At 62.0% G+C, this 23,740-nt stretch carries 20 protein-coding genes and 1 pseudogene; 11 read left to right on the top strand and 10 right to left on the bottom strand.

Annotated elements, in window-relative coordinates; genetic code table 11:
• Positions 1 to 70: 70 nt before the first annotated feature.
• Positions 71 to 1,588, bottom strand: a complete 1,518-nt coding sequence (locus AACW30_RS15075; protein ID WP_200625188.1) for an MFS transporter — start codon at positions 1,586 to 1,588, stop codon at positions 71 to 73.
• Positions 1,589 to 1,738: 150 nt separating this feature from the next.
• On the opposite strand from AACW30_RS15075, the gene AACW30_RS15080 reads away from it, so the two are divergent.
• The 3 genes and pseudogenes from AACW30_RS15080 (at position 1,739) to AACW30_RS15090 (ending at position 4,871) form a co-directional block, all read left to right on the top strand.
• Complete coding sequence (locus AACW30_RS15080) at positions 1,739 to 2,620, top strand: LysR family transcriptional regulator (RefSeq protein WP_200625190.1); 882 nt, start codon at positions 1,739 to 1,741, stop codon at positions 2,618 to 2,620.
• Between the two features lie 31 nt (positions 2,621 to 2,651).
• A pseudogene (locus AACW30_RS15085) lies at positions 2,652 to 2,921 on the top strand (sugar-binding domain-containing protein); the annotation flags it as partial.
• 384 nt (positions 2,922 to 3,305) lie between these two features.
• The gene (locus AACW30_RS15090) at positions 3,306 to 4,871 is read left to right on the top strand and encodes a TerC family protein (RefSeq protein WP_124417136.1); all 1,566 of its coding nucleotides are present in this window, start codon (positions 3,306 to 3,308) and stop codon (positions 4,869 to 4,871) included.
• Here AACW30_RS15090 and AACW30_RS15095 read toward each other — a convergent pair.
• On the bottom strand, positions 4,852 to 5,184 hold the full coding sequence (locus tag AACW30_RS15095; protein WP_106580130.1) for a thioredoxin family protein: 333 nt from the start codon (positions 5,182 to 5,184) through the stop codon (positions 4,852 to 4,854). The genes AACW30_RS15090 and AACW30_RS15095 overlap by 20 nt on opposite strands.
• A gap of 96 nt (positions 5,185 to 5,280) precedes the next feature.
• Positions 5,281 to 5,529 (bottom strand): hypothetical protein, encoded by a 249-nt coding sequence (locus AACW30_RS15100; RefSeq protein ID WP_200625192.1) that lies wholly within the window; start codon positions 5,527 to 5,529, stop codon positions 5,281 to 5,283.
• 655 nt (positions 5,530 to 6,184) lie between these two features.
• Between AACW30_RS15100 and AACW30_RS15105 the strand changes: the two genes are divergently transcribed.
• The 8 genes from AACW30_RS15105 to AACW30_RS15140 all read left to right on the top strand — a co-directional run bounded on the left by AACW30_RS15105 (position 6,185) and on the right by AACW30_RS15140 (position 12,717).
• Complete coding sequence (locus AACW30_RS15105; protein ID WP_065929539.1) at positions 6,185 to 7,033, top strand: transporter substrate-binding domain-containing protein; 849 nt, start codon at positions 6,185 to 6,187, stop codon at positions 7,031 to 7,033.
• 52 nt (positions 7,034 to 7,085) lie between these two features.
• The gene (locus tag AACW30_RS15110; RefSeq protein ID WP_106580127.1) at positions 7,086 to 7,748 is read left to right on the top strand and encodes an amino acid ABC transporter permease; all 663 of its coding nucleotides are present in this window, start codon (positions 7,086 to 7,088) and stop codon (positions 7,746 to 7,748) included.
• Between the two features lie 12 nt (positions 7,749 to 7,760).
• Positions 7,761 to 8,423, top strand: coding sequence for an amino acid ABC transporter permease (locus AACW30_RS15115; protein ID WP_025857548.1), 663 nt, complete (start codon positions 7,761 to 7,763; stop codon positions 8,421 to 8,423).
• Positions 8,420 to 9,202, top strand: coding sequence for an amino acid ABC transporter ATP-binding protein (locus tag AACW30_RS15120; protein ID WP_119735365.1), 783 nt, complete (start codon positions 8,420 to 8,422; stop codon positions 9,200 to 9,202). The genes AACW30_RS15115 and AACW30_RS15120 overlap by 4 nt, the downstream gene beginning before the upstream one ends.
• Positions 9,203 to 9,217: 15 nt before the next feature.
• Complete coding sequence (locus AACW30_RS15125) at positions 9,218 to 9,607, top strand: RidA family protein (RefSeq protein WP_106580125.1); 390 nt, start codon at positions 9,218 to 9,220, stop codon at positions 9,605 to 9,607.
• A 106-nt stretch (positions 9,608 to 9,713) separates the two neighbouring features.
• On the top strand, positions 9,714 to 10,478 hold the full coding sequence (locus tag AACW30_RS15130; RefSeq protein WP_106580124.1) for an IclR family transcriptional regulator: 765 nt from the start codon (positions 9,714 to 9,716) through the stop codon (positions 10,476 to 10,478).
• An 8-nt stretch (positions 10,479 to 10,486) separates the two neighbouring features.
• Complete coding sequence (locus AACW30_RS15135) at positions 10,487 to 11,695, top strand: amino acid deaminase (RefSeq protein ID WP_200625193.1); 1,209 nt, start codon at positions 10,487 to 10,489, stop codon at positions 11,693 to 11,695.
• 116 nt (positions 11,696 to 11,811) lie between these two features.
• A complete protein-coding gene (locus tag AACW30_RS15140) occupies positions 11,812 to 12,717 on the top strand; it encodes a sugar kinase (RefSeq protein ID WP_200625195.1) in 906 nt (301 codons plus the stop codon).
• A gap of 374 nt (positions 12,718 to 13,091) precedes the next feature.
• On the opposite strand, the gene AACW30_RS15150 is transcribed toward AACW30_RS15140, so the two are convergent.
• The 7 genes from AACW30_RS15150 to AACW30_RS15180 form a co-directional block, all read right to left on the bottom strand.
• Entirely contained in the window at positions 13,092 to 13,367 is a 276-nt protein-coding gene (locus AACW30_RS15150) for a peptidylprolyl isomerase (RefSeq protein ID WP_003174397.1), read from the bottom strand.
• A 50-nt stretch (positions 13,368 to 13,417) separates the two neighbouring features.
• Positions 13,418 to 15,955, bottom strand: coding sequence for a PAS domain-containing sensor histidine kinase (locus AACW30_RS15155; protein ID WP_200625203.1), 2,538 nt, complete (start codon positions 15,953 to 15,955; stop codon positions 13,418 to 13,420).
• A 140-nt stretch (positions 15,956 to 16,095) separates the two neighbouring features.
• On the bottom strand, positions 16,096 to 18,051 hold the full coding sequence (locus AACW30_RS15160) for an acetoacetate--CoA ligase (protein WP_200625205.1): 1,956 nt from the start codon (positions 18,049 to 18,051) through the stop codon (positions 16,096 to 16,098).
• Positions 18,052 to 18,151: 100 nt separating this feature from the next.
• A complete protein-coding gene (locus tag AACW30_RS15165) occupies positions 18,152 to 18,925 on the bottom strand; it encodes a 3-hydroxybutyrate dehydrogenase (RefSeq protein WP_106580118.1) in 774 nt (257 codons plus the stop codon).
• Positions 18,926 to 18,932: 7 nt separating this feature from the next.
• Positions 18,933 to 20,324, bottom strand: coding sequence for a GntP family permease (locus tag AACW30_RS15170; RefSeq protein ID WP_124417141.1), 1,392 nt, complete (start codon positions 20,322 to 20,324; stop codon positions 18,933 to 18,935).
• A gap of 288 nt (positions 20,325 to 20,612) precedes the next feature.
• Entirely contained in the window at positions 20,613 to 22,019 is a 1,407-nt protein-coding gene (locus AACW30_RS15175; RefSeq protein ID WP_200625206.1) for a sigma-54 interaction domain-containing protein, read from the bottom strand.
• A 147-nt stretch (positions 22,020 to 22,166) separates the two neighbouring features.
• Complete coding sequence (locus tag AACW30_RS15180) at positions 22,167 to 23,738, bottom strand: ABC transporter ATP-binding protein (RefSeq protein WP_119735358.1); 1,572 nt, start codon at positions 23,736 to 23,738, stop codon at positions 22,167 to 22,169.
• Between the last annotated feature and the right edge of the window lie 2 nt (positions 23,739 to 23,740).

Here is a 23,740-nt window from a genome sequence, read left to right on the forward strand (position 1 = left end):
GCGAATGCGGTGGTTCAGTTCAGATGTGTTGACTGACACAGCGCATTCGCGAGCAAGCCCGCTCCCACATTCAGTTCTGCGCTAGCACAACGGGAATCGGCTTTCGCATCAGCATTCCCACCACCAACGCCCCCAGCAATCCCAACACCCCCGCCACCCATAACACCGCGCTGAACCCACCCACAAACGCTTGCCGTGCCAGCGGTTGCACCACCGCCCGTGCCGTCTGCGGCAACACACCCATCGCTGCCTGCATATCACCGGCTACCACGCGCGAGGCAATCGCCGCCGCCTGCGCCTGCCACTGCGGCTCGATACTTGCGCGCAGCAACTGCTCGCTGTGGCTGCTCAGCAATGCCCCGTACACGCCGATAGCCAACATGATCGCGCTGAAGCGCATCGTCGTACTCATGCCTGATGCCATGCCCGCACGGTCCCGAGGCACGCAAGCCATGATGTTTTTCTGCGTATCGCCATTGAGCAGTCCCGCGCCGGCGCCGGTCACGGCAATTGCCAGGGCGAAGGGCACGTAGCCACCCACATTGACCGCCCAGGCGCTCAGCAGGTTGCCGCAACCGACCAAGGTCAAACCGCTCGCCATCATGGTCGCCGGTGCAAAGCGCCCGGCCAGGCGAGCGCCGATCCGTGGGCAAATCAGCATGGTCAGTGCAAACGGCAGCATCCCCAGGCCCGAGGCAATCGCACAGAGGCCCAAACCGTTTTGCAGGTAAAACGGCAGCAGCGTCATCATCACCTGGGCGCAGCCGGCATAGGCAAACATCCCCAGCAATGCGCCGATAAAGCGCGGGTGGCGAAACAGCTGCAGGTCCACCATGGGCCGTCGCTGCACGCGCTCGACGAGCACAAACACACCCAGCAGCACAGCACCGCCAATAAGCCGCGTATAGGTCAGCGGGTTGTTCCAGCCGATGCGATTGGCCTCGATCAATCCCCAGATCAGGCACAACAGGCTGGCACTGAAGGCCAGGCTGCCCCACGGATCAAGCCGCGCCGATTGGGTATCGCGGGATTCTGCAATCGCACGCAGCACCAGCGCCATCAGCCCCAAGCCCACGGGCAGGTTGAGGTAGAAAATCCAGCGCCAGCCCAGGTACTGAGTGATCAAGCCCCCCAAGGTCGGCGCGGCGGTCATCGCCACGCCCATGCACGCGCCCCAGAACGCCCAGGCTTTGGCGCGCTCCACTTCATCGTGAAACGTATGGCCGATGGAGGCCAGGGCGGAGGTCAGCAGTAACGCCGCGCCGACGCCTTTGACGGCGCGGGCGATGTCCAGAAACAGCGCATTCGGTGCGGCGCCACAGCCCAGGGAGGCCAGGATGAAAATGCTCAAGCCCCAGACCAGGGTCTTTTTGCGCCCAAAGCGGTCGGCGAGGCTGCCGGCCGGCAATAACAACGCGGCAAACGCGAGCATATAGGCGCTGACCACCCACTCGATGTCAGCAAAATTGGCGCCCAGGTCACGCGCGATGCTCGGCAGGGTCACGGCGACGATATTGGTGTCGAGCACGATCAGCGCACAAACGCCGGACGCCGTGAGCAGCGTCAAGCGCGGACTGACCCGGCTCATGGCTGAATTACCCTGCAGGCAATAAGGAAAAGGCAGTTGACGATCATCGCGTAGGCTCTCTAGTGTTGAGGTGCTGTGAGCTTATCGCCGGCGAAGACCGGTCTCGTTAGCTGGCCTGAAGCACTTCATTACCCTTGAGCTAATCCTGCAATGGACATCCGCCATTTCCGCTACTTCCTCGCCGTCGCCCGTCAGCGCAACTTCAGCCGCGCCGCCGAGCAGTTAGGCATCGCCCCGCCGACCTTGAGCCGGCAAATCCAGGACATGGAAGCCAGCCTGGGCACGCGCTTGTTTGTCCGCCAGCAGCGCGAAGTCAGCCTCACCGAAGCCGGTGCGGCGTTGCTGGTTGAAGCCGAAGCCACGGTGCGCCAATTCGAATTCGCCCAGCGCAGTGCCCAGCGCGCCGGGCGCGGCGAGATTGGTCATATCGAGTTGGGCTACGTGGCCTCAGCGGTGTACTCCGGCGTGTTGCAGCGCCAGATGCGCGCGTTCAGCCAGGCATTTCCCGATGTGAGCGTGAACGTGCGCGAATGTGCGATGGCGACATTGCCGAGCGCGGTGGCGGACGGGCGCTATGACATCGGCTATATCCGCTCGCCCATGACCCTGCCCGATGGCGTGGACGCCGTGCGCCTGGCCAGCGAAGGCTTTGTGTTGGCGCTGCCGCAGGATTCCTGGCTGCTGGGGCTCAAAGCCATTGGCTGTGAACACCTGCAAAACGAGACCTTTATTCTGCCGGAACAAATCAGCGGCACCTTGCACGTCGCCGCACAGGGCGGTTTTGCCCCGCGTCTGGGGCCACAGCCGGGTGGCTTGGTGGCGGTGATGGCGTTGGTGTCGTTAGGGCAGGGCGTGGCGGTGGTGCCGGCGTCGATGGTCGGGCATGTGAGTTTGCCGGGCGTGGTCTACCGCAGCATCCAGGGCAGTGAGGCCTCGTCGTGGCTGTCGCTGATTCATCGGCGCTTTGAGAAAGCACCAGCGGTGGTGCGGTATATCGAGCAGGTCAAGCAGATGACTAAGCTGCAGGCTTGACCGCGGCGGGTTGGGGGCTGTGCGGGTTAACCGTGTGTCCGGTACGGTGGGCGACATGATGGGTTATGACTTTATCGACATACACGGGCAGCCGGCGGTCAACGCCATCCAGGGGCGGGTGATCGGCCTGACGGTGCAGGCGCTGTTTCGCATCCCGGACGTGGTGGCGATTGCCAGTGAGAACACCAAGGCGGCGGCGACGCTTGGCGCGTTGCGCTCGGGGGTGATTAATACCCTTGCAACCACGGTGACGAATGCGCATACGATTTTGGCGCTGGATGATGCGACGCGTAAAAGCTGACACGACGCAGAGCAACCTGTGGGAGCGGGCTTGTGTGGGAGCTGGCTTGCCTGCGATAGCGCCACCTCGGTTTTACTGACGCATCGAGTTGCCTGTATCGCAGGCAAGCCGGCTCCCACATGGGTTTTGTGTTGGCTTGTGTACAGATTTTGTAATAGTTTTGCGTTGTAGGAAATTTAGGTTTCGATTGTACGATTCAGGTCCTTTTCCACTGCAGGACTTGCATGAACACCCTCTCGGAGCCTCCCAGTCGTCTTTCCCCAAGACATCCGCTGTTGCTGTTCCCGCTGAAGCACCCCGTATTCCGATGGCTGCCCTTGTCCCGGTCCACTGACCGCGCTTTGCCGTGTCCGGCATTCAGACATCTATAACGAGGCTCTATAAATGGAATGGTTAGCGGATCCAACGGCCTGGCTCGGCCTGTTGACCTTGATTGTGCTGGAACTGGTGCTGGGCATCGACAATCTGGTGTTTATCGCGATCCTGGCGGACAAGCTGCCGCCGGAGCAGCGCGACCGGGCGCGGTTGATCGGGTTGTCCCTGGCGTTGCTGATGCGCCTGGGCCTGCTGGCGAGTATTTCCTGGATGGTCACCCTTACTCAGCCGCTGTTCGAGGTTTTCGGCAAGGGGTTTTCCGGCCGTGACCTGATCATGTTGTTTGGCGGTGTGTTCCTGTTGTTCAAGGCCACTATGGAATTGCACGAGCGCCTCGAAGGTCACGTCGCCCAGCGGGCGGGCAATGCCACCTATGCGATGTTCTGGCCGATCGTCGCGCAGATTGTGGTGCTCGACGCGGTGTTCTCCCTCGACGCGGTGGTGACCGCCGTGGGCATGGTCGATGAGCTGGCGGTGATGATGATCGCAGTGATCGTGTCCATCGGCCTGATGATTGTCGCGAGCAAGCCGCTGACGCGTTTCGTCAACGCGCACCCGACGGTGATCATGCTGTGCCTGAGTTTCCTGATGATGATCGGCCTGGTGCTGACTGCCGAAGGCTTGGGTTTCCACGTGCCCAAAGGCTACTTGTACGCGGCGATGGGCTTCTCGATTGTGGTGGAGCTGTTCAACCAGCTTGCCCGCGCCCGTCGCAAAAAGTCGGTACAGGGCACGTTGCCGGTGCGCCAGCGCACTGCGCATGCGGTGATGCGTTTACTGGGGGGTCGCAGTCTGGCCGTGGAGGGCATGGATGACGACGTTGCCGACTTGATGGGCGAGCCGGATGCGACCCAGGGCCCGCTGTTTGATCGACGCGAGCGCGTGATGATCAGTGGCGTGTTGCAGTTGGCCGAGCGCCCGATTCGCAGCTTGATGACGCCGCGGGCCAAGGTCGACTGTATCGATCTGGCGGACGATGCCGACACTATCCGCCGTAAATTGATGCATTCGTCCTACTCCCGGCTGCCGTTGATCCGCAACGGTGCTGTCGATGAGCCATTGGGCTTTGTGCACAAGAAGGAGTTGCTCAAGGAATACCTGGCCGGCCACGAGCCGAACCTGGAGCACCTGGCGCGCCGCGCGGTCAACCTGCTGGAGAGCTTTTCGATTCTCAACGCCCTGGAGCAGATGCGCCAGGCATCCACCCATATTGCGTTTGTGATCAACGAATTCGGCGATTTCATCGGCGTGCTGAGCATGACCGACATCCTTGAATCCATCGCTGGTGAATTGCCGGATGCCAGCGAAATCGAAGGGCCGGATATCGTCGAGGAGGGCGCAGGCTTTCGCGCCAATGGCGCCTTGACCCTTAACCAGGTGCGCCAGCGCACCGGCTTCAAGGCCGTGGCCACCGACGATTACCAGACGCTCGCAGGTTTGGTGATGAGTCTGTTGGACCGCTTGCCGCGAGTGGGCGACAGCCTGGAGCACGAAGGCTGGCACCTGACGGTGGCGGCAGTGGAGGAGCGGCGGGTGACGCAGGTGCTGCTGATACCTACGGCGCGTAGTCTTTGAACACCTGATCCAGAAGTGCTTCCTGTTCATCCGGCGCGCCAATGCCCTTGAGGTTTTCGACCTCAAGGGCATTTTTGTAGACCACCAGGGTGGGGGTGCCGTCCACGCCTTCGATTCTCGGCGTCCGGGCGGTGTCCAGGATCATGCTCTTCACTCGGCCGGCGTATTTTTCGGCGATGCTATTAAAGCGTGGGTGAACTCCCAGGCACGCCTGGCAGGACTGGGAAGTAAACAGCACGATCACCAGCGGGTGCTGATTCAGAACCTGCTGGTAGTCGCTGAGGGTATCAATCACCGCATTGGCAGCACCCATGATGATCTCCTTGTGCACCTGGCCGAGGGGGCCTGCCGGGTACGCTAGATCGCGAGATCACCACCGTCTACTGTCAACCTTCACAGGTAGACAGGCTCATGCATCGTCGGCACGCTCGGTTCGTTCACGCGCCTTGCGCGCCTGGCTCGCGCATTTCTTGTATTCCTCATTGTCCCTGGACGCCTTCGCCCGACGATAGCCATGGTGGTTCTGGCTGGTGTAATCAGTGCTGAAGGCTTCCTTGAGCTTCTGCAGTTCTTCCTTGCATTCACGGCGATCATTACTGGCCGAAGCCGTACCGGCCGCCAGACAGCCCAGCAACACCACCATAATGCTTACCTTCATCACGCCACGCTCCCGTACACAGACCTCCCACCAGCCTAGCCCAGCACAAAAAAACAACCAGAGCCTCGCCAAGAAACGCTGGTGACGAGCAGACCTGCCATGGCAGACGGGCGACTTGTGGCAGATGGGCCATGTGACAAACGGGCCAGTCGTGGCAAACAGGCTAGCTGTAGTGAGCAAGCTTCCTGTGGCGAGCGGGCTTGCCCCGCGTTGGAGTGCGAAGCGCTCCCAAGCCAGCCGCCGCGCTATACCTGAAAAACCGCGTCGCCAGGTTTTGGGGCCGCTTCGCAGCCCAACGCGGGGCAAGCCCGCTCGCCACAAGAGGCCCGCTTGCCACCACCAGAAGCCCGTCTGCCATCACACGCCCGCCTGCCACAGAAAACACCCACGCCCTAGCACCGCCACGGTGCACGGTAATGCTACCGTGGTGCGCCGCATCCAACTGTCACCGCCGTGTGTGGCCTTGCGTAGCAACACATGCCCGGCTGCTGGCATAGCGCCTTACCCCAACTCAATATCTATCCACTTGATTTAAAACAGCTTTACTCGCGTCATGTTTTTCTGCGACTGCGTGTGGCACACTTTCTGCTGTCTATTCCGTTGTTACATACTAAGTTCCGGTATAGCGGAATACACAACTCCTGGAGTGCTTGTCATGCATCACCGACCTTCCGTGTTTAAAGCGTGTGTTTTTCTCTTCGCCGCATCGGCTTCCCTCGCAAGCGTTGTGCACGCGGCGGACAGCAAGCTCGATGATGTGCTCAAGCGTGGGCATCTCATTGTGGGTACAGGCAGTACCAATGCGCCGTGGCACTTCCAGGGAGCGGATGGCAAGTTGCAGGGTTTTGATATCGACATCGGCCGCATTGTGGCCAAAGGCTTGTTCAACGACCCGAGCAAGGTCGAGTTTGTGGTGCAGTCTTCCGACGCACGTATTCCCAACCTGCTGACCGACAAGGTCGACATGAGTTGCCAGTTCATTACCGTCACCGCCAGCCGTGCGCAGCAGGTTGCCTTTACCTTGCCGTATTACCGCGAAGGCGTGGGCCTGCTGTTGCCGAACAACAGCAAGTACAAGGAAATCGAAGACCTGCAAGCCGCCGGCGACGGCGTCACTGTGGCCGTGCTGCAAAACGTCTACGCCGAAGAGCTGGTGCACCAGGCGCTGCCCAAGGCCAAGGTTGATCAGTACGACAGCGTCGACCTGATGTACCAGGCCGTGAACTCCGGCCGCGCCGATGCTGCTGCCACCGACCAGTCGTCGGTCAAGTACCTGATGGTGCAAAACCCAGGCCGCTACCGCAGCCCGACCTACGCCTGGAGCCCGCAAACCTACGCGTGTGCGGTCAAGCGTGGCGACCAGGACTGGCTGAACTTCGTCAACACTGCGCTGCATGAAGCAATGACCGGCGTGGAATTTCCGACCTACAAGGCCTCGTTCAAGCAGTGGTTCGGCGTGGATTTGCCAGAGCCAGCGATCGGTTTCCCGGTTGAGTTCAAGTAAATCGTAAACCCTGGGGCGTCGCTGACGGCGCCCCAATCAGGTACTGCAGACCATGAACTATCAGTTGAACTTTGCCGCCGTGTGGCGTGATTTCCCCAGCTTGCTGGCGGGGCTCGGCCTGGGCCTTGAGCTGGCGCTGCTGTCGATCGCGATTGGCTGCGTGATCGGCCTGATGATGGCGTTCGCCATGCTGTCCAGACACCGCGCGTTGCGCATCATCGCCTCGGTGTACGTGACGGTGATCCGCAATACGCCGATTCTGGTGCTGATCCTGTTGATCTACTTTGCACTGCCGTCACTGGGGATTCGTCTCGACAAAATCCCGTCCTTCATCATCACGCTGTCGTTGTACGCCGGTGCCTACCTCACCGAAGTGTTTCGCGCCGGGCTGCTGAATATTCCCAAGGGTTTGCGGGAAGCCGGCTTGGCCATCGGCCTGGGTGAGTGGCGTATCCGCGCCTACATCACCGTGCCGGTGATGCTGCGCAACGTCTTGCCGGCGTTGTCGAACAACTTCATTTCGCTGTTCAAGGACACCTCGCTGGCCGCGGCGATTGCCGTGCCGGAGCTGACCTATTACGCCCGCAAGATCAACGTCGAAAGCTACCGGGTGATTGAAACCTGGATGGTCACGACCGCGCTCTACGTGGCTGCCTGTTACCTCATTGCCATGCTGCTCCGTTACCTGGAACAGCGTCTGGCGATCCGTCGTTAAAGGAGGGTTTCCATGTACGAGTCCCCCAGCTGGCTGCATGAGTTGTGGATCGCCCGGGACACCCTGTGGGCGGGCTTTCAGGCCAGCGTGTATGTGTCTGCGCTGGCGATTATTTTCGGTACGCTGATCGGCATCGTCGCCGGGTTGATCCTGACCTACGGCAAATTCTGGATGCGCGCGCCGTTTCGTCTGTATGTCGACCTGATCCGTGGTACGCCGGTGTTTGTGCTGGTGCTGGCGTGTTTCTACATGCTGCCGGCGCTCGGTTGGCAGATCACCGCGTTCCAGGCCGGCGCCGTCGGGCTGACGCTGTTCTGCGGCTCTCACGTGTCGGAAATCGTGCGCGGTGCGCTGCAGGCCATTCCCCGTGGGCAACTGGAAGCGGGCAAGGCAATTGGCCTGACGTTCTACCAGTCGCTGGGTTACGTGCTGTTGCCTCAGGCGTTGCGCCAGATCCTGCCGACCTGGGTCAATTCCTCCACGGAAATCGTCAAGGCCTCGACCTTGCTCTCGGTGATCGGCGTGGCCGAGCTGCTGCTGAGCACCCAGCAAGTGATCGCGCGCACCTTCATGACCCTGGAGTTCTACCTGTTCGCCGGGTTTCTGTTCTTTGTCATCAACTACGCCATCGAGTTATTCGGGCGCTACATTGAAAAGCGGGTGGCCTTGCCATGAACCAACCTCAAACCAACCAACCGCTTTTGAACATTCGCGGCCTGCGTAAACAGTACGGCCAGGTCGAAGTGCTCAAGGGTGTCGACCTGTCCATGCAGCGCGGCAACGTGGTGACGTTGATCGGCTCCAGCGGCTCGGGCAAAACCACGCTGCTGCGCTGCGTCAACCTGCTGGAAGAATTCCAGGGCGGGCAGATCACCCTGGACGGCGAGTCCATCGGCTACAGCGAAATCGCCGGCAAGCGTGTGCGCCACCCTGAGCGGGTGATTGCCCAGCACCGCGCGATGACCGGCATGGCGTTCCAGCAGTTCAACCTGTTTCCGCACCTCACCGCGTTGCAAAACGTCACCCTTGGCCTGCTCAAGGTCAAGAAGATGGGCAAGGACGAAGCCGTGGCCCTGGCCGAAAAATGGCTGGACCGCGTCGGCCTGCTGGAGCGGCGCAATCACTTCCCCGGCCAGTTGTCCGGCGGTCAGCAACAGCGCGTGGCGATTGCCCGGGCGATTGCGATGAACCCCAGCTTGATGCTGTTCGACGAAGTCACCTCGGCCCTTGACCCGGAGTTGGTGGGCGAGGTGCTCAGCGTGATCAAGGGCCTGGCGGAAGAGGGCATGACCATGTTGCTGGTCACCCACGAAATGCGCTTTGCCTATGAAGTGTCGGACAAGATCGTATTCATGAACCAGGGCCGCATTGAAGAGCAGGGCAGCGCGAAGGACATCTTCGAACGCCCACAATCGCCGCGCCTGGCGGAATTTTTGAAGAACATTCGTTTTTAAATCAGGAGCAACTTTATGAGCATTACTCGTTACGGCACCGGCAGCACCGCCGGCGGTGGCCAACCGCGTCCTTTCGCACGTGCAGTGGAAGCGGACGGCTGGCTTTACGTCTCGGGCCAGGTGCCAGCGGTGGACGGTGAAATCATCAACGGCGGCATCATCGAACAAACCCGCCAGACCCTGCGCAACGTGGTGGCCATTCTGGAAGAGGCCGGTTACGAGTTGAAGGACGTGGTGCGCGTTGGCGTATGGCTGGAAGACCCGCGCGACTTCTGGAGTTTCAACAAGGTGTTCGGCGAGTATTTCACCCCCGAACACGCCCCGGCACGCGCCTGTGTGCAGGCCAACATGATGGTCGACTGCAAGGTTGAGATTGATTGCGTGGCCTACAAGAAAAAAGGCTAAATGCCCCTCTCTTGAAATCCACTGAAGATCAAATGTGGGAGGGGGCAAGCCTTCTCCCACAGGGGATCTCTGCCAGACCCTAGAATTTCGACCGGACCGAACTGCCATGACCGAAGACACCATCAAACGCCGCGCCAAAGGACTGGACCGTGCATTCGATATCCTCGATTTTCTCAAGGAAATCGGCCAGCCCCTGCGCCCGAATGATATTGCCAGCGGCATCGGCAGCCCAAAATCCACGGTCTACGAATTGGTCGCCTCGTTGCTTGAGCGGCGCATCCTCGAAACCGTGGGCAAGGACGGCCACGTCTACCTCGGCCGCCAACTGTACTTCCTCGGCCAGGCGCACCTGCGCCACTTCGACCTGACCCGCGAGGCCGATCACGCCTTGCAGGAAATCGTCAGCCAGACCCACGAAACCGCGCAGATGTGCCTGCTCAACGGGCGCAAATACACGGTGGCGCTGATGCGCGAGGGCGAGCGGCATTTCCGCATCTCGTCGGACATCGGCGAAAACGCACCGATCCCGTGGACTGCTTCCGGGCGCTTGTTGCTGGGGCACCTGAGCGACCAGCAGATTATCGACCTGATCGACTACGACGATTTCATCCTGCCAGACGGCCAACGCCTGCCGCTGGAGACGTTTCTGGCGCAGATCCGCCAGGCTACGCTCGATGGGTTCTTCTCCTTCGACAGCGTGGCCGACACCTTCACCCATTGCTTCGCCGCCCCGGTGCGGGACGCGCAGGGCATCAGCATTGCGACCTTGTGCATCGTTGCCCCACGGGCCGACGCGATCAAAAACTACAACGACTATCGCCGGGTGTTGATCGACAGCGCCAACAACCTGGCCCGACGCATCAACGAATAGGAGTTTTTATGACTGCCCTCAACGCCGTTGAAAAAGGCGCCGCCGCCGTTGGCGCCCACCTGGTCCGCGACGTCAGCCTGCCGGCCCTGGTGCTGCACCGTGACGCCCTGGAACACAACATTCGCTGGATGCAGGACTTCGTCAGCAACAGCGGCGCAGAACTGGCGCCCCATGGCAAAACCAGCATGATGCCGGCGTTGTTTCAGCGCCAGATCGAGGCGGGCGCCTGGGGCATCACCCTGGCCAATGCGGTGCAGACCCGCGCCGCCTATGCCGGGGGCGTGCGTCGCGTATTGATGGCCAACCAATTGGTCGGCGCGCCAAACATGGCGTTGATTGCTGATCTGCTGGCCGACAAAGACTTCGACTTCCATTGCATGGTCGATCACCCGGACAACGTCGCCGACCTGGGGCTGTTTTTCGCCGCCCGTGGCCTGCGCTTGAACGTGATGATCGAGTACGGCGTGGTCGGCGGCCGTTGCGGCTGCCGCAGCGAGCAGGAAGTGCGCGAGCTGGCCAAGGCGATCAAGGCCCAACCGGCGCTGGCCCTCACCGGCATTGAAGGCTACGAAGGCGTGATTCATGGCGAGCACGCCATCAGCGGCATCCGCGACTTCGCCGCCAGCCTGGTGCGCCTGGCGGTCGACCTGCAAAACAACGGCTCTTTCGACCTGCCCAAACCGATCATTACCGCCTCGGGTTCGGCCTGGTACGACCTGATCGCCGAGTCCTTTGAAGAACAAAACGCCGCCGGCCGTTTCCTCAGCGTGCTGCGACCTGGCAGCTATGTGGCTCACGACCACGGCATCTACAAAGAAGCGCAATGCTGCGTGCTTGACCGTCGCAGCGACCTCAACGAAGGCCTGCGCCCGGCGCTGGAAGTCTGGGCGCACGTGCAATCGATGCCCGAGCCAGGCTTTGCGGTGATCGCCCTGGGCAAGCGCGACGTGGCCTACGACGCCGGTTTGCCGGTGCCGCTCAAGCGCTACCGGGCTGGAATTGTGCCGGCCGAAGGCGATGACGTCACCGCCTGCATCGTGACGGCGGTGATGGACCAGCATGCGTTCATGACCGTGGCGCCTGGGGTTGAGTTGCGCATCGGCGACATCATCTCGTTCGGCACCTCGCACCCTTGCCTGACCTTCGACAAGTGGCAAGTGGGCTGCCTGGTGGATGAGCAGTTGCAGGTGATCGAGTCGCTGCATACCTGCTTCTAGACCACGTCGCGCCTATCGCGGGCAAGCCCGCTCCCACATTGGATTGTGAACACGTCCAAATGTGGGAGCGGTCTTGCCCGCGAAGAGGCCCTCCAGAACACCGAGAGACCCAAGGCATGAACCCACAACCGCGCATCGCCCTGATCGGCGAATGCATGATCGAACTCCAACACCGCGCCGACGGCAGCCTCCAACAAAGCTTTGGCGGCGACACCCTGAACGCAGCGGTGTACCTGCGCCGCGAGCTGGGCGACATTGGCACGGTCGATTACGTCACCGCCCTGGGCGATGACAGTTTCAGCGACGCCATGTGCAAGCACTGGGCCGAAGAGGGCCTGGGCCTGGGCAGGGTTCAACGCCTGCCCGGGCGGTTGCCGGGGTTGTACTGCATCCAGACGGACGCCAACGGCGAACGCAAATTCCTCTACTGGCGCAACGAAGCCGCCGTGCGCGACTGCTTCACCACCCCGGCCGCCGAGCCGATCCTGGCGGCTTTGCCGGGTTATGACGTGGTGTATTTCAGCGGTATTACCCTGGCAGTGCTGGGAGAAATCGGGCGTACGCGGTTACTGCAAACCTTGATCGAAACGCGCAAGCGCGGTGGCAAGGTAGTCTTCGACAACAACTACCGGCCGCGTTTATGGGCCAGCGTCGAGGCGGCGCGCGCGGCGTATCACGCCGTGTTGGCGGAGGTGGATATTGCCTTGCTGACCGAGGACGACGAGCGTGCGTTGTTTGGGTATTCCGACAGCGAGCAGGTATTTGCGGCGTACCCGGCGATTGCAGAGGTGGTGCTCAAGCGCGGCGCGGATGAATGTTTGATCCGTTGTGCTGGCGAGCGCTTTGCCGTGCCGGCGTTGAAGGTCGAGAAGGTGGTGGACACGACGGCGGCGGGGGATTCGTTCAGTGCGGCGTATCTGGCCAGTCGGCTGAAGGGTGAGTCGCCGCAAGAGGCAGCGTTGGCTGGGCATCGGTTGGCGGGCCGGGTCATCCAGGTGCCGGGGGCACTGATTCCGAAGTAGCGGGTACATGGCCGCCTGCGGCGGTTCGCGGGCAAGCCCGGCTCCCACAGTTGACTGCACTCCTTCAGCAGGCTGCATTCTTGAGTTGAAATGCGGTCAAGTGTGGGAGCTGGCTTGCCTGCGATTGGCCAGTCGGCTGAAGGGTGAGCCGCCGCAAGAGGCAGCGTTGGCTGGTCATCGGTTGGCGAGCCGGGTCATCCAGGTGCCGGGGGCACTGATTCCGAAGTAGCGGGTACATGGCCGCCTGCGGCGGTTCGCGGGCAAGCCCGGCTCCCACAGTTGACTGCACTCCTTCAACAGGCTGCATTCTTGAGTTGAAATGCGGTCAAGTGTGGGAGCTGGCTTGCCTGCGATAGCGGTCTCAAGCCAAACACTTAATCCCGGTAAAACACCTGCACCAGGTGATAGCCAAACTTGCTCTTGATCGGCCCATGCACCACCTTCACCGGCTTCTTGAAAATCACCGCGTCAATCGCCCCGACCATCTGCCCTGGCCGCACTTCACCCAAATCACCGCCGCGCTTGCCGGACGGGCAGGTCGAGTATTTCTTGGCCAGCACATCAAACGCTTCGCCCTTGGCGATACGCTGCTTGAGCTGTTCGGCTTCCTCACTGGTTTTCACCAGGATGTGACGGGCTTGGGCTTTCATGTTGTTACCTGGCAACGGTCAAACGTAAGGGCGCGCGATTATGCCTGAACTCATTCATCGACGCTGATCATGCTGCGGATTTTGGTCGCCAGCAGCTCAACCGAGAATGGCTTGGCCACCATGTCCATGCCGTCCTCCAGGAAGCCCTGGCGCTCGGCGGCTTTTTCGGCGTAACCGGTCATGAACAACACGCGCAGGCCGGGCCGGTGCTGGCGGGCGATTTCTGCCAATTGGCGGCCGTTCATGCCCGGCAGGCCGACGTCGGTCACCAGCAGGTCCACGCGCAAATCCGACTCCAGCAGCGGCAGTGCCGTGCGTGAATCCGCCGCCTGGTGGGCGGTGTAGCCCAGTTCAGCCAGCACATTGACCACCAGCATGCGCACCGCGGGGTCATCCTCGACGACGACCACCGCTTCACCGGCCAGTGCCAGCGGCGCTTCACTCAGGTGCTGCGGCAGGTTGCTTTCCAGCGCGGTGCCATGCAGGCGCGGCAGGTACAGGCGCACGCAGGTGCCCTGGCCGGGTTCACTTTGAATGGTCACGTGGCCACCCGATTGCTGGGCAAACCCGTAGATCATCGACAGCCCCAGGCCGGTGCCCTGGCCGATAGGCTTGGTGGTGAAGAACGGGTCGAAGGCCTTGGCCAGAATCTTCGGCGCCATGCCGCTGCCGTTGTCACTCACGCCGAGCATCACGTAGTCGCCGGCCTTGACCGGTTCGAGGGTGGTGATGTCGGTGCCGTCCAGGTAGCTGTTGGCGGTTTCAATCACCAATTCGCCGCCGTCGGGCATTGCGTCGCGCGCGTTGATCACCAGGTTCAGCAGGGCGTTTTCCAACTGGCTGGCATCGGTATTCACCGGCCAGATGTCCTTGCCCAGCTGCACCTTGAGTGAGATATGCGCGCCTTTGGTGCGGCGGAACAAGTCTTCCAGCGACGCCACCAGCGTGTTCGGGTCCAGCGGGCGGCGGTCGAGCGACTGGCGCCGGGAGAACGCCAGCAGCCGGTGGGTGAGGGCGGCCGCACGGTGAGCGGAGGAGACCGCCGCGTCGGTAAACCGGCCGATCTCATCGCTGCGCCCGGCGGCGATGTAGCGCTGCATCAGGTCCAGGCTGCCGATAATACCGGTGAGCATGTTGTTGAAATCATGGGCGATGCCGCCAGTGAGCTGACCCACCGCTTCCATCTTCTGCGCATGGCGCAGCGCATCCTCAGCGCGCTCGCGTTCGAACATCTCGTTTTGCAGGCGCTGGTTGGCCTCGGCCAGCGCCTGGGTACGCTGGGCCACGCGTTCTTCGAGGTTCTCGTTGAGGTGGCGCAGGGCTTCTTCGGTGAGTTTGCGTTCGGTCTCGTCGATCACGAAGATGTAAAAGCCATTCACCGAGCCGTCATTGCTAAAGCGCGGCAAGTACTTCATCAGTGCATGGCGCGGCCGGCCGTCGTGGTGGGGCGTCACGGTCATGAAGCTGCACGCCTTGCCCTTGAGCGCCGCCGCGATCTTGTCTTCGCGCCCGGCATACACCTCATCGCCGAGCACTTCGCGGATGCTCTTGCCGTACAACTCCTGGGGCGTCATGCCGTACCAGTCGAGGTAGGCGCTGTTGTTCAGGCGAAAACGTTGTTCGTGGTCGACGTAACCGATCAGCACCGGCATGGCGTTGATGATCAACTGCAGTTCGGTCTGGCTTTGGCGCAAGGCCTGCTCGGTGTGTTTGCGTTCGGTCAGGTCCAGCGCTGCGCCTAAAAAGCGTGCCGGGCGGCCTTGATGATCCTTGTAACAGCGCCCGCGCGCGAACACCCAGCGCACCTGGCCGTCGGCTTGCAGCAGGCGGTATTCCTCGGCGTACTCGGTGCCGAAGGTGATGCAATGCTTGATGCTGCGCGCCACCATACCGCGGTCTTCGGGGTGTACGCCTTGCAGGTAGTCGCTGATGGGCAGCAGGCCGGCGTCACTCGGGTCGACGCCGTGCAGGTGGGCGAAGTGTGCATCGGCAATAAAGCGGTCTTCGCCGATGTCCCAGTCCCAGGTGCCGACCGCATCCGTTGCCGCCAGCGCCAGTTGCAGGCGTTGCTCGGTGCTGTGCTGGGCCTTGAGGCTGTCTTCGGAGCGCTGCTGCAGCTCGAGGGCTTTGCTGCGCCGTTCGTTGGTTTCGATGGCGGTGACCAGGATACCGGCCACCGTCCCGCTTTCATCGCGGACCGGGCTGTAGGTCAGGTCGAGCCAGATCTCGGTATCGCGGTGGTTGCGTTGCAGCACAAAGCGTTGCTCGCTGAACGTGCGCACCTGGCCGCTCAGCACGGCGTCGTAGACTGGCGCGGTGAAGCTGGCCAATTCCGGCCAGGTCTCATGCGCCGGCTGGCCCAACGCGCCAGGGTGCTTGCTGCCCGCAAGCCGCGCAAAGCCGTCGTTGTAAAGCTGCGTGAGCAGGGGGCCCCACAGCAGCAGCATTGGCATCGGTGAGTGGACCACGATGTCGACCGCTGTGCGTAGACTTTGCGGCCAGTCGTTGGCCTCACCGAGGGGGCTTTGCGCCCAGTCCAGCCGCGCAATCAATGCAGCGGCTTCGCTACCGGTGGATGTTCCATTCATGAAAAAGCCCTACACCTGACACTTTGAAGTACAACAAAAGCCGATTATCCCGCGAGATGGGAGCGGCTGACTACCCCTCGAAAAATAGCATGCATTGGGACTTTGTCTTCAATTGAGTGCTTTTGCGCTGAAACCTTTCATCATTCGGCCAGCTCAGGGCGCTGGCGAAACTGCTCCAGCGCTTGCGGATTCGCCAGGGCGTCGGTGTTCTTCACCGGCTCTCCGTGCACCACATTGCGCACCGCCAACTCGACAATCTTGCCGCTGATGGTGCGTGGAATATCGGTGACGGCGAGGATCTTCGCCGGCACGTGGCGCGGCGTGGTGTTGGCGCGAATCACCTGGCGAATCTGCTGCTCCAGGGCCTGATCCAGCTCGATACCGTCTGTAAGGCGCACGAACAGCACCACGCGCACGTCATCCTGCCAGCGTTGGCCGATGGCCAGGCTTTCCAGCACCTGCGGGACTTTTTCCACCTGGCGATAAATCTCCGCCGTGCCGATGCGCACGCCACCGGGGTTGAGCACCGCGTCGGAGCGGCCGTGAATCAGCCAGCTGCCAGTCGGGCATTGCTCGGCGTAGTCGCCCTGGGCCCACACGCCGGGAAACTGGCTGAAGTACGAGGCGCGCAGTTTGTGCTGCTGCGGGTCGTTCCACAGGCCAATCGGCATGGCCGGAAAGTGCCGGGTGCACACCAGTTCGCCTTTTTCGCCGATCACCGCTTTGCCCTGCTCGTTCCATACTTCGATGGCCATTGCTAGGCTCTTGCACTGCATCTGCCCGCGACGTACCGGCAGCACCGGGTTGCCGATCACAAAGCAGGAGACGATATCGGTGCCGCCGGACATCGACGACAGGCACAGCTCCCGCTTGATCTGGCGGTACACGTAGTCGTAGCTCTGCGGCGACAGCGGCGAGCCCGTCGAGATCAGGCCTTTGAGGCTGTTCAGCGAATGGCTCAAGCGCGGCTGCACGCCGGCTTTTTCCAGGGTGGCGAGGAATTTGGGGCTGGTGCCGAACACGCTGATTTTCTCGGCGTCGATCAGGTCGATCAAGCGTTCCGGTCCGGGGTGAAACGGTGAGCCGTCGTACAGCACTGCCGTGGCACCGAGGGCCAGCACCGACACCAGCCAATTCCACATCATCCAGCCGCAGGTGGTGTAGTAGAACAGGCAATCTTCGCGCGACAGGTCGGCGTGCAGGCCGTGTTCCTTGAGGTGGGTGAGCAGCACACCGCCGGTGCCGTGGATGATGCATTTGGGCACGCCGGTGGTGCCGCTCGAATAAAGGATGTACAGCGGGTGATCGAATGGCACCGCGACAAATTCAGGCTCGCCGCCGGGGGTGTAGAAGTCATCCCACAGCGCCACCCTGGCCTGGGTCTGATAGTCCGCGACGCGCGCTTGAGGCCGCGCGTAAGGCACGATAATCAATTGTTCGAGGGACGGCAGGCGCGCGAGGATTTCATTCAGTTTGGCCGTTTGGTCGATGCCCTTGCCGGCGTAGCGATACCCCGCACAGGTGATCAACACCTTGGGTTCGATCTGACCAAAACGGTCGATCACGCCTTGGGTGCCGAAGTCCGGCGATGAGCATGACCAGATCGCGCCGAGGCTGGTGGTGGCGAGCATGCCCACCAGGGTTTGCCAGGTGTTGGGCATGCACGCGGCCACGCGGTCGCCCACGCCGACACCGGCCGCGCGCAGGCTGTGTTGCAGGCCGGCGACGTGTTCGGCCACTTCGGCGTAGGTCAGTTGTTCGCGCTGGCCATCCTCGCTGATCGCGACCACCGCCGGGTGATCGTCGCGACGGCGCAGCAGGTGTTCGGCAAAGTTCAGGGTGGCGCCGGGAAACCACTGGGCGCTGGGCATCTGAGTGCCTTCGATCAGCGTCGCGGTGGGCGGGCTGCGAAACTGCACGTCGAAGAACGCGACGATGGCCTGCCAGAAGTCGGGACGCTGGTCGATGCTCCACTGGTGCAGGGCGGGGTAGTCGGCCAGCTGCAGGCTGTGGCGTTGGTTGATGAAGCGCCGGAACTGGTCCATCCGCGTGTTGCGGATGCGCTCGGGGGAGGGTTGCCAGAGGATGTCGGACATGAGGAAGTCTCTTGTTCTTGTACAAATCTTGCAGCCAACACAGGTCGAAACTGTGGGGGCTGGCAAGCCAGCGCCCACATTCGATCTTCAGTGTCTGTTTTTATTGGGCCAGCCAGCCGCCATCGATATTCCACGCGGCACCGCGCACCTGCGCACCCGCCTCACTGCACAAAAACAGCACTAACTCACCCAGCTGCGGCGGCGTCACAAACGCCAGCGATGGCTGTTTTTCCGCGAGCAAGTCGTGCTGCGCCTGCTGCGGGTCCACGCCTTTGGCTGCGCGGTCATCAATCTGCTGTTGCACCAACGGCGTCAGCACCCAGCCTGGGCAGATGGCGTTGCAGGTGACGTTGCTGGTGGCGGTCTCCAGGCCCACCACCTTGGTCAGGCCGATCACGCCGTGCTTGGCCGCCACATAGGCCGCCTTGCCCACCGAGCCGACCAGGCCATGCACCGAGGCAATGTTGACGATGCGCCCCCAACCCTTGGCTTTCATGCCCGGCAGGCTCAAGCGGGTGCTGTGGAACACCGACGACAGGTTGATCGCGATAATCGAGTCCCAACGCTCGGCCGGGAAGTCCTCCACCGCCGACACATGCTGAATGCCGGCGTTGTTGACCAGAATGTCGACGCCGCCGAACTCGCGCTCGGCGTAGGCGATCATGTCGGCGATCTGCGCGGGGTCGCTGACGTCCGCCGGGTGATGGCCGACCTTGCCGCCCAATGCCTGTACCTGGGCGATCACCGCGCTGGCGTCGCCGAAGCCGTTGAGGATCAGGTTGGCGCCGGCCTCTGCCAGGCTCAGCGCGATGCCCAAACCGATGCCGCTGGTGGAGCCGGTAACCAGGGCGGTCTTGCCGTTCAATGTCGTCATGAAAACCTCACACAATGCCGGTGGCGTAGAAAGTACCGATCACCACGAACACCGCAAGGGTCTTGATAATCGTGATGCCGAAAATGTCTTTGTAGGCTTCGCGGTGAGTCAGCCCGGTCACCGCCAGCAGCGTGATCACCGCGCCGTTGTGGGGCAGGGTGTCCATGCCGCCGCTGGCCATGGCCGCGACCCGGTGCAGCACTTCAAGAGGGATATTGGCCGCATGGGCCGCTGAAATAAAGCTCTCGGACATCGCTGCCAGGGCGATGCTCATGCCGCCCGACGCAGAACCGGTGATGCCGGCCAGCAAGGTTACGGTGATCGCCTCGTTGACCAGCGGGTTGGGAATGCCCTTGAGCCAGTCCGCCAGCACCAGAAAGCCCGGCAGCGAGGCGATCACCGCGCCAAAACCGTATTCCGACGCGGTGTTCATCGCCGCCAGCAGCGCGCCGCTGACCGCGCTTTTGCTGCCTTCGGCGAGCTTGCTTTTGATCGCCGACCAGCCGAACACCAGCACCATGACGATGCCCACCAGCAACGCCGCCTGCACGGCCCAGATCGCGGTGAGCTTGGCGATCTCGGTGGTCACCGGCGCGCTCATGCCCGGCAGACTGAGGCTGTGGGTCTTGCCGTACCACTGCGGAATCCAGTGGGTGAACAGCAAGTTCATCACGCCCACCAGCAGCAGCGGCGACAGCGCGATCCATGGGTTGGGCAGCGCCAGGTTGTCCGCGGTTTCCGGCTCGTTGCGCAGCTCGGTGCCATAGCCTTCGCCGGCACGCTGGGCCTTGTTGCGCTGACGCGCCAGGTAGAGCATGCCGGTGCAGAACACGAACACCGTGCCGATCAGGCCCAGCCACGGCGCGGCCCAGGCGGTGGTGTTGAAGAAGGTACTGGGGATGATGTTCTGGATTTGCGGCGTACCCGGCAGGGCGTCCATGGTGAACGAAAACGCGCCGAGGGCGATGGTCGCCGGAATCAGGCGCTTGGGAATATTGCTCTGGCGAAACATCTCTGCCGCAAACGGGTACACCGCAAACACCACCACAAACAGCGACACGCCACCGTAGGTGAGCAGGGCGCAGACCAGCACAATCACCAGCATCGCCTGGCGCGTGCCGAGCAAACCGATGGCGGCGGCCACAATCGAACGCGAAAAGCCCGACAGCTCGATCAGCTTGCCGAACACCGCGCCGAGCAGGAACACCGGGAAATACAGTTTGATGAAACCGACCATTTTCTCCATGAACACCCCGGTAAACGCAGGGGCGACGGCGGACGGGTCGGTGAGCAGTACGGCGCCGAGGGCGGCGATGGGGGCAAACAGGATCACGCTGTAGCCACGGTAGGCAGCCAGCATCAGCAGCGCAAGGGCTGCCAGGGCAATGATCACACTCATGGTGTGTCTCCAGATCGAATTGTTATTTTTGTGGGGTGAGGCGTTGGAGAGGGGCTATAGCTAGATGTGTGCCAGTTTATTAACTCGTTGAAATATAAGTATATTTTTTGATTTGTGATCGGTAATTCTGAAATTAATCTCTATTTAGAGACAAGTGAACACCCAATGTGGGAGCGGGCTTGCTCGCGAAAGCGGCGTATCAGTCGGCGCATGAGTTGCAGAACCACCGCCTTCGCGAGCAAGCCCGCTCCCACATCAGATTGTCTTCATAGTGAGAATCGTGTCTCTTTATTGAGACTGGGCAATGCCGAGCGCCACCATCTTTTTGTACAGCGTCGACCTGCCCAGGCCCAACCGCTGGGCTGCCTCCACGACGTTGCCTTCACACGCCGCCAACGCTGCCTCAATCACCTGCCGATCAAACCGCTCACGCGCCGCCGCAAACGTCTCGCCCTCGACGGTTGCTACGGCGCCACGCGCCACCGGGCTGAACGTGCCAATCGCGGCGCGAATCTCGTTGGCATCCAGCACCAGGTCATCACTCAACAACGCCGCGCGCTCCAGCACATTGCGCAGCTCGCGGATATTCCCCGGCCACGCATGCTGCGCCAGCAACGCCAGGGCCTCGCGGTTCAGTTCATGCTGGCTGCGCAGCTCCTCCAGAATCGCCTCGCTCAACGCCGGGATGTCATCCAGGCGTTCGCGCAACGGCGGCACCTGGATCGGCAGCACATTCAGCCGGTAATACAAATCCGCGCGAAACTCGCCACGCTTGATTGCCGCTTCCAGGTCCATGGACGTGGCCGCAATCACCCGCACATCGCTGTGCAGCATTTCGTTGGAACCTACCGGCTCGTATTCCTTTTCCTGCAACACCCGCAGCAGTTTGCTTTGCAGCGGCAGGGGCATGTCGCCGATCTCGTCGAGAAACAGCGTGCCGCCCTGGGCAATCTGCAGTTTGCCGGGACGGCCTTTGCGGTCGGCGCCGGTAAAGGCCCCCGGCGCAGTGCCGAAGAATTCGGCTTCAAGCAGATCCGCGGGAATCGCCGCGCTGTTGATGCTGACAAAAGCTTTGTGTGCACGCGGCGAGGCGCCGTGAATCGCCTGGGCCAGCAATTCTTTGCCGGTACCGGTTTCACCCAGCAGCAACACCGGCGACTGGGCATTCGCACTGCGCCGCGCCCGGCGTTTGACGTCCAGGCTGGCCGCGCTGGTGCCGATAAAATGCGCGAAGTTGTATTTGCTCTGCCGCGAGCGCAGCAGCGAGCGGGTGGACGCCAGCTCCTGCTGCATGCTCAGGTAGCGCTCGATCAGTGGCGAGAGGTTGCGCAACTCGTCGAACAGCGCAAAGCCAATCGCGCCGATCACCGCGCCGGCGTCATCGTGAATCGGCAGGCGCATCACCACCAGCGGGCCTTTGGGCGTGTCCTGGATGTCCAGCAAAATCGGCTGGTCGTTGCGCACCACCTGGCGGAGCAGGCTATTGGAGATCACCTGCTCGCACGGTTGGCCGATGGCTTCGTCGGCGCGCTTGAGGCCGAAGCGCTTGGCGTAACGCTCGTTCATCCACACGATATTGGCGTCGCGATCGACAATCACCGTGCCTTCGCTGGACTGCTCGATGATTTCGAACAGCGACTGGATGGCCAGGCCGCGAACCTGTTGGTAGTCCTTGAGGCTGTCGCTGATGTTCATATTTATGCCGTCAACACAAATGGAGGGTGGAGTCGCAATGCTGTGGGAGCGGGCTTGCTCGCGAAAAAGCGCTGTAGCAGTGCCGCAGGTATTGCCTGACACGCCGCCTTCGCGAGCAAGCCCGCTCCCACAGGGGAGAGCGTGCTCCTACAAGGGGATGTGCGCCGCCGCCAGCAGTTCTTTGGTGTACGGATGCTGCGGCGATTCGAACACGCTATGGCTCGCGCCACGTTCCACCACCTTGCCGTCCTTGACCACAATCATGTCATGGGCCATGGCGCGCACCACGGCCAGGTCATGGCTGATAAACAGGTAGGTCAGACCGTATTTCTCCTGCAACTCACGCAGCAACGCCACCACCTGCTTTTGCACCGTGCGGTCCAGCGCCGAGGTCGGTTCGTCCAGCAGCATCAGTGCCGGCTTGAGCACCAGCGCACGGGCGATGGCGATGCGTTGGCGCTGGCCGCCGGAAAACTCGTGGGGGTAGCGGTGGCGGCTGGCGGGGTCGAGGCCCACGTCCTTGAGCACTTGCACCACTTGCGCATCGCGCTCGGCCAAGCTGCACGGCGCGTGCACTTCCAGGCCTTCGCTGATGATCTGCTCCACCGACATACGTGGGCTGAGGCTGCCGTAAGGGTCCTGGAACACCACCTGCATCTGCTTGCGCCACGGGCGCATTTGCTGATTATTCAGCGGGTCGAGCGCTTCACCCTGGAAGCGGATACTGCCGGTGGAGTCGAGCAGACGCAGGATCGCCTGGCCCAGGGTCGATTTACCCGAACCCGACTCGCCGACAATTCCCAGGGTCTTGCCGCGCTGCACGCTGAGGCTGATGCCGTCCACCGCGCGCAGGTAGGTCTTGCGCCGAAACAGCCCGCCGCTGAGGGGGAACTGCACCGTCAGGTCATCGACCTGCAACACCGTTTCGCGTTCATCACTGCACAGCGCATCGCCGGCAGGTTCGGCATCCAGCAACAGGCGGCTGTAAGGGTGTTGCGGTGCGTTGAACAGCGTCTGGCAGTCGGCCTGCTCGACAATCTCACCGGCGCGCATCACGCACACGCGCTGGGCAATGCTGCGCACCAGGTTAAGGTCATGGCTGATCAGCAGCAGCGACATGCCCAGGCGTTGTTGCAAGGATTTGAGCAGCAGCAGGATCTTGCGCTGCACGGTCACGTCCAGCGCGGTGGTCGGTTCATCGGCGATCAACAGTTCCGGCTCACACGCCAGGGCCATGGCGATCATGACGCGCTGGCGCTGGCCGCCGGAGAGCTGATGCGGATAGGCCTTGAGGCGCTCCTTGGGCTTTTGGATACCCACCAGCTCAAGCAATTCAAGGATGCGCGCCTGCGCCGCCTTGCCCCCCAGGCCCTTGTGCAGCAGCAGGGTTTCGCCGATCTGTTTTTCAATGCTGTGCAGCGGGTTGAGCGAGGTCATCGGCTCCTGGAAGATCATCGCAATGCGGTTGCCGCGCAGCTTTTGCAGGGTCGCCGCCGACGCGCCGATCAGCTCCTGGCCGCGATACTTCACCGAGCCCGTGGTGTGCGTACCGGCTTCGGGCAGCAGTTGCAGGATCGAATGGGCCGTCACCGACTTGCCCGAGCCCGACTCGCCGACCAGCGCCAGGCATTCGCCCTGGCGCACGTCCAGGCACAGGTTGCGCACCACGGTCTGGCCGCTGAAGGCGACACTGAGGTCGCGGATTTCAATGAGGTTCATAG

It is taken from the genome of Pseudomonas sp. MF6747 (assembly GCF_963890955.1).
In the GTDB taxonomy this organism is placed as follows: Bacteria; Pseudomonadota; Gammaproteobacteria; order Pseudomonadales; family Pseudomonadaceae; genus Aquipseudomonas.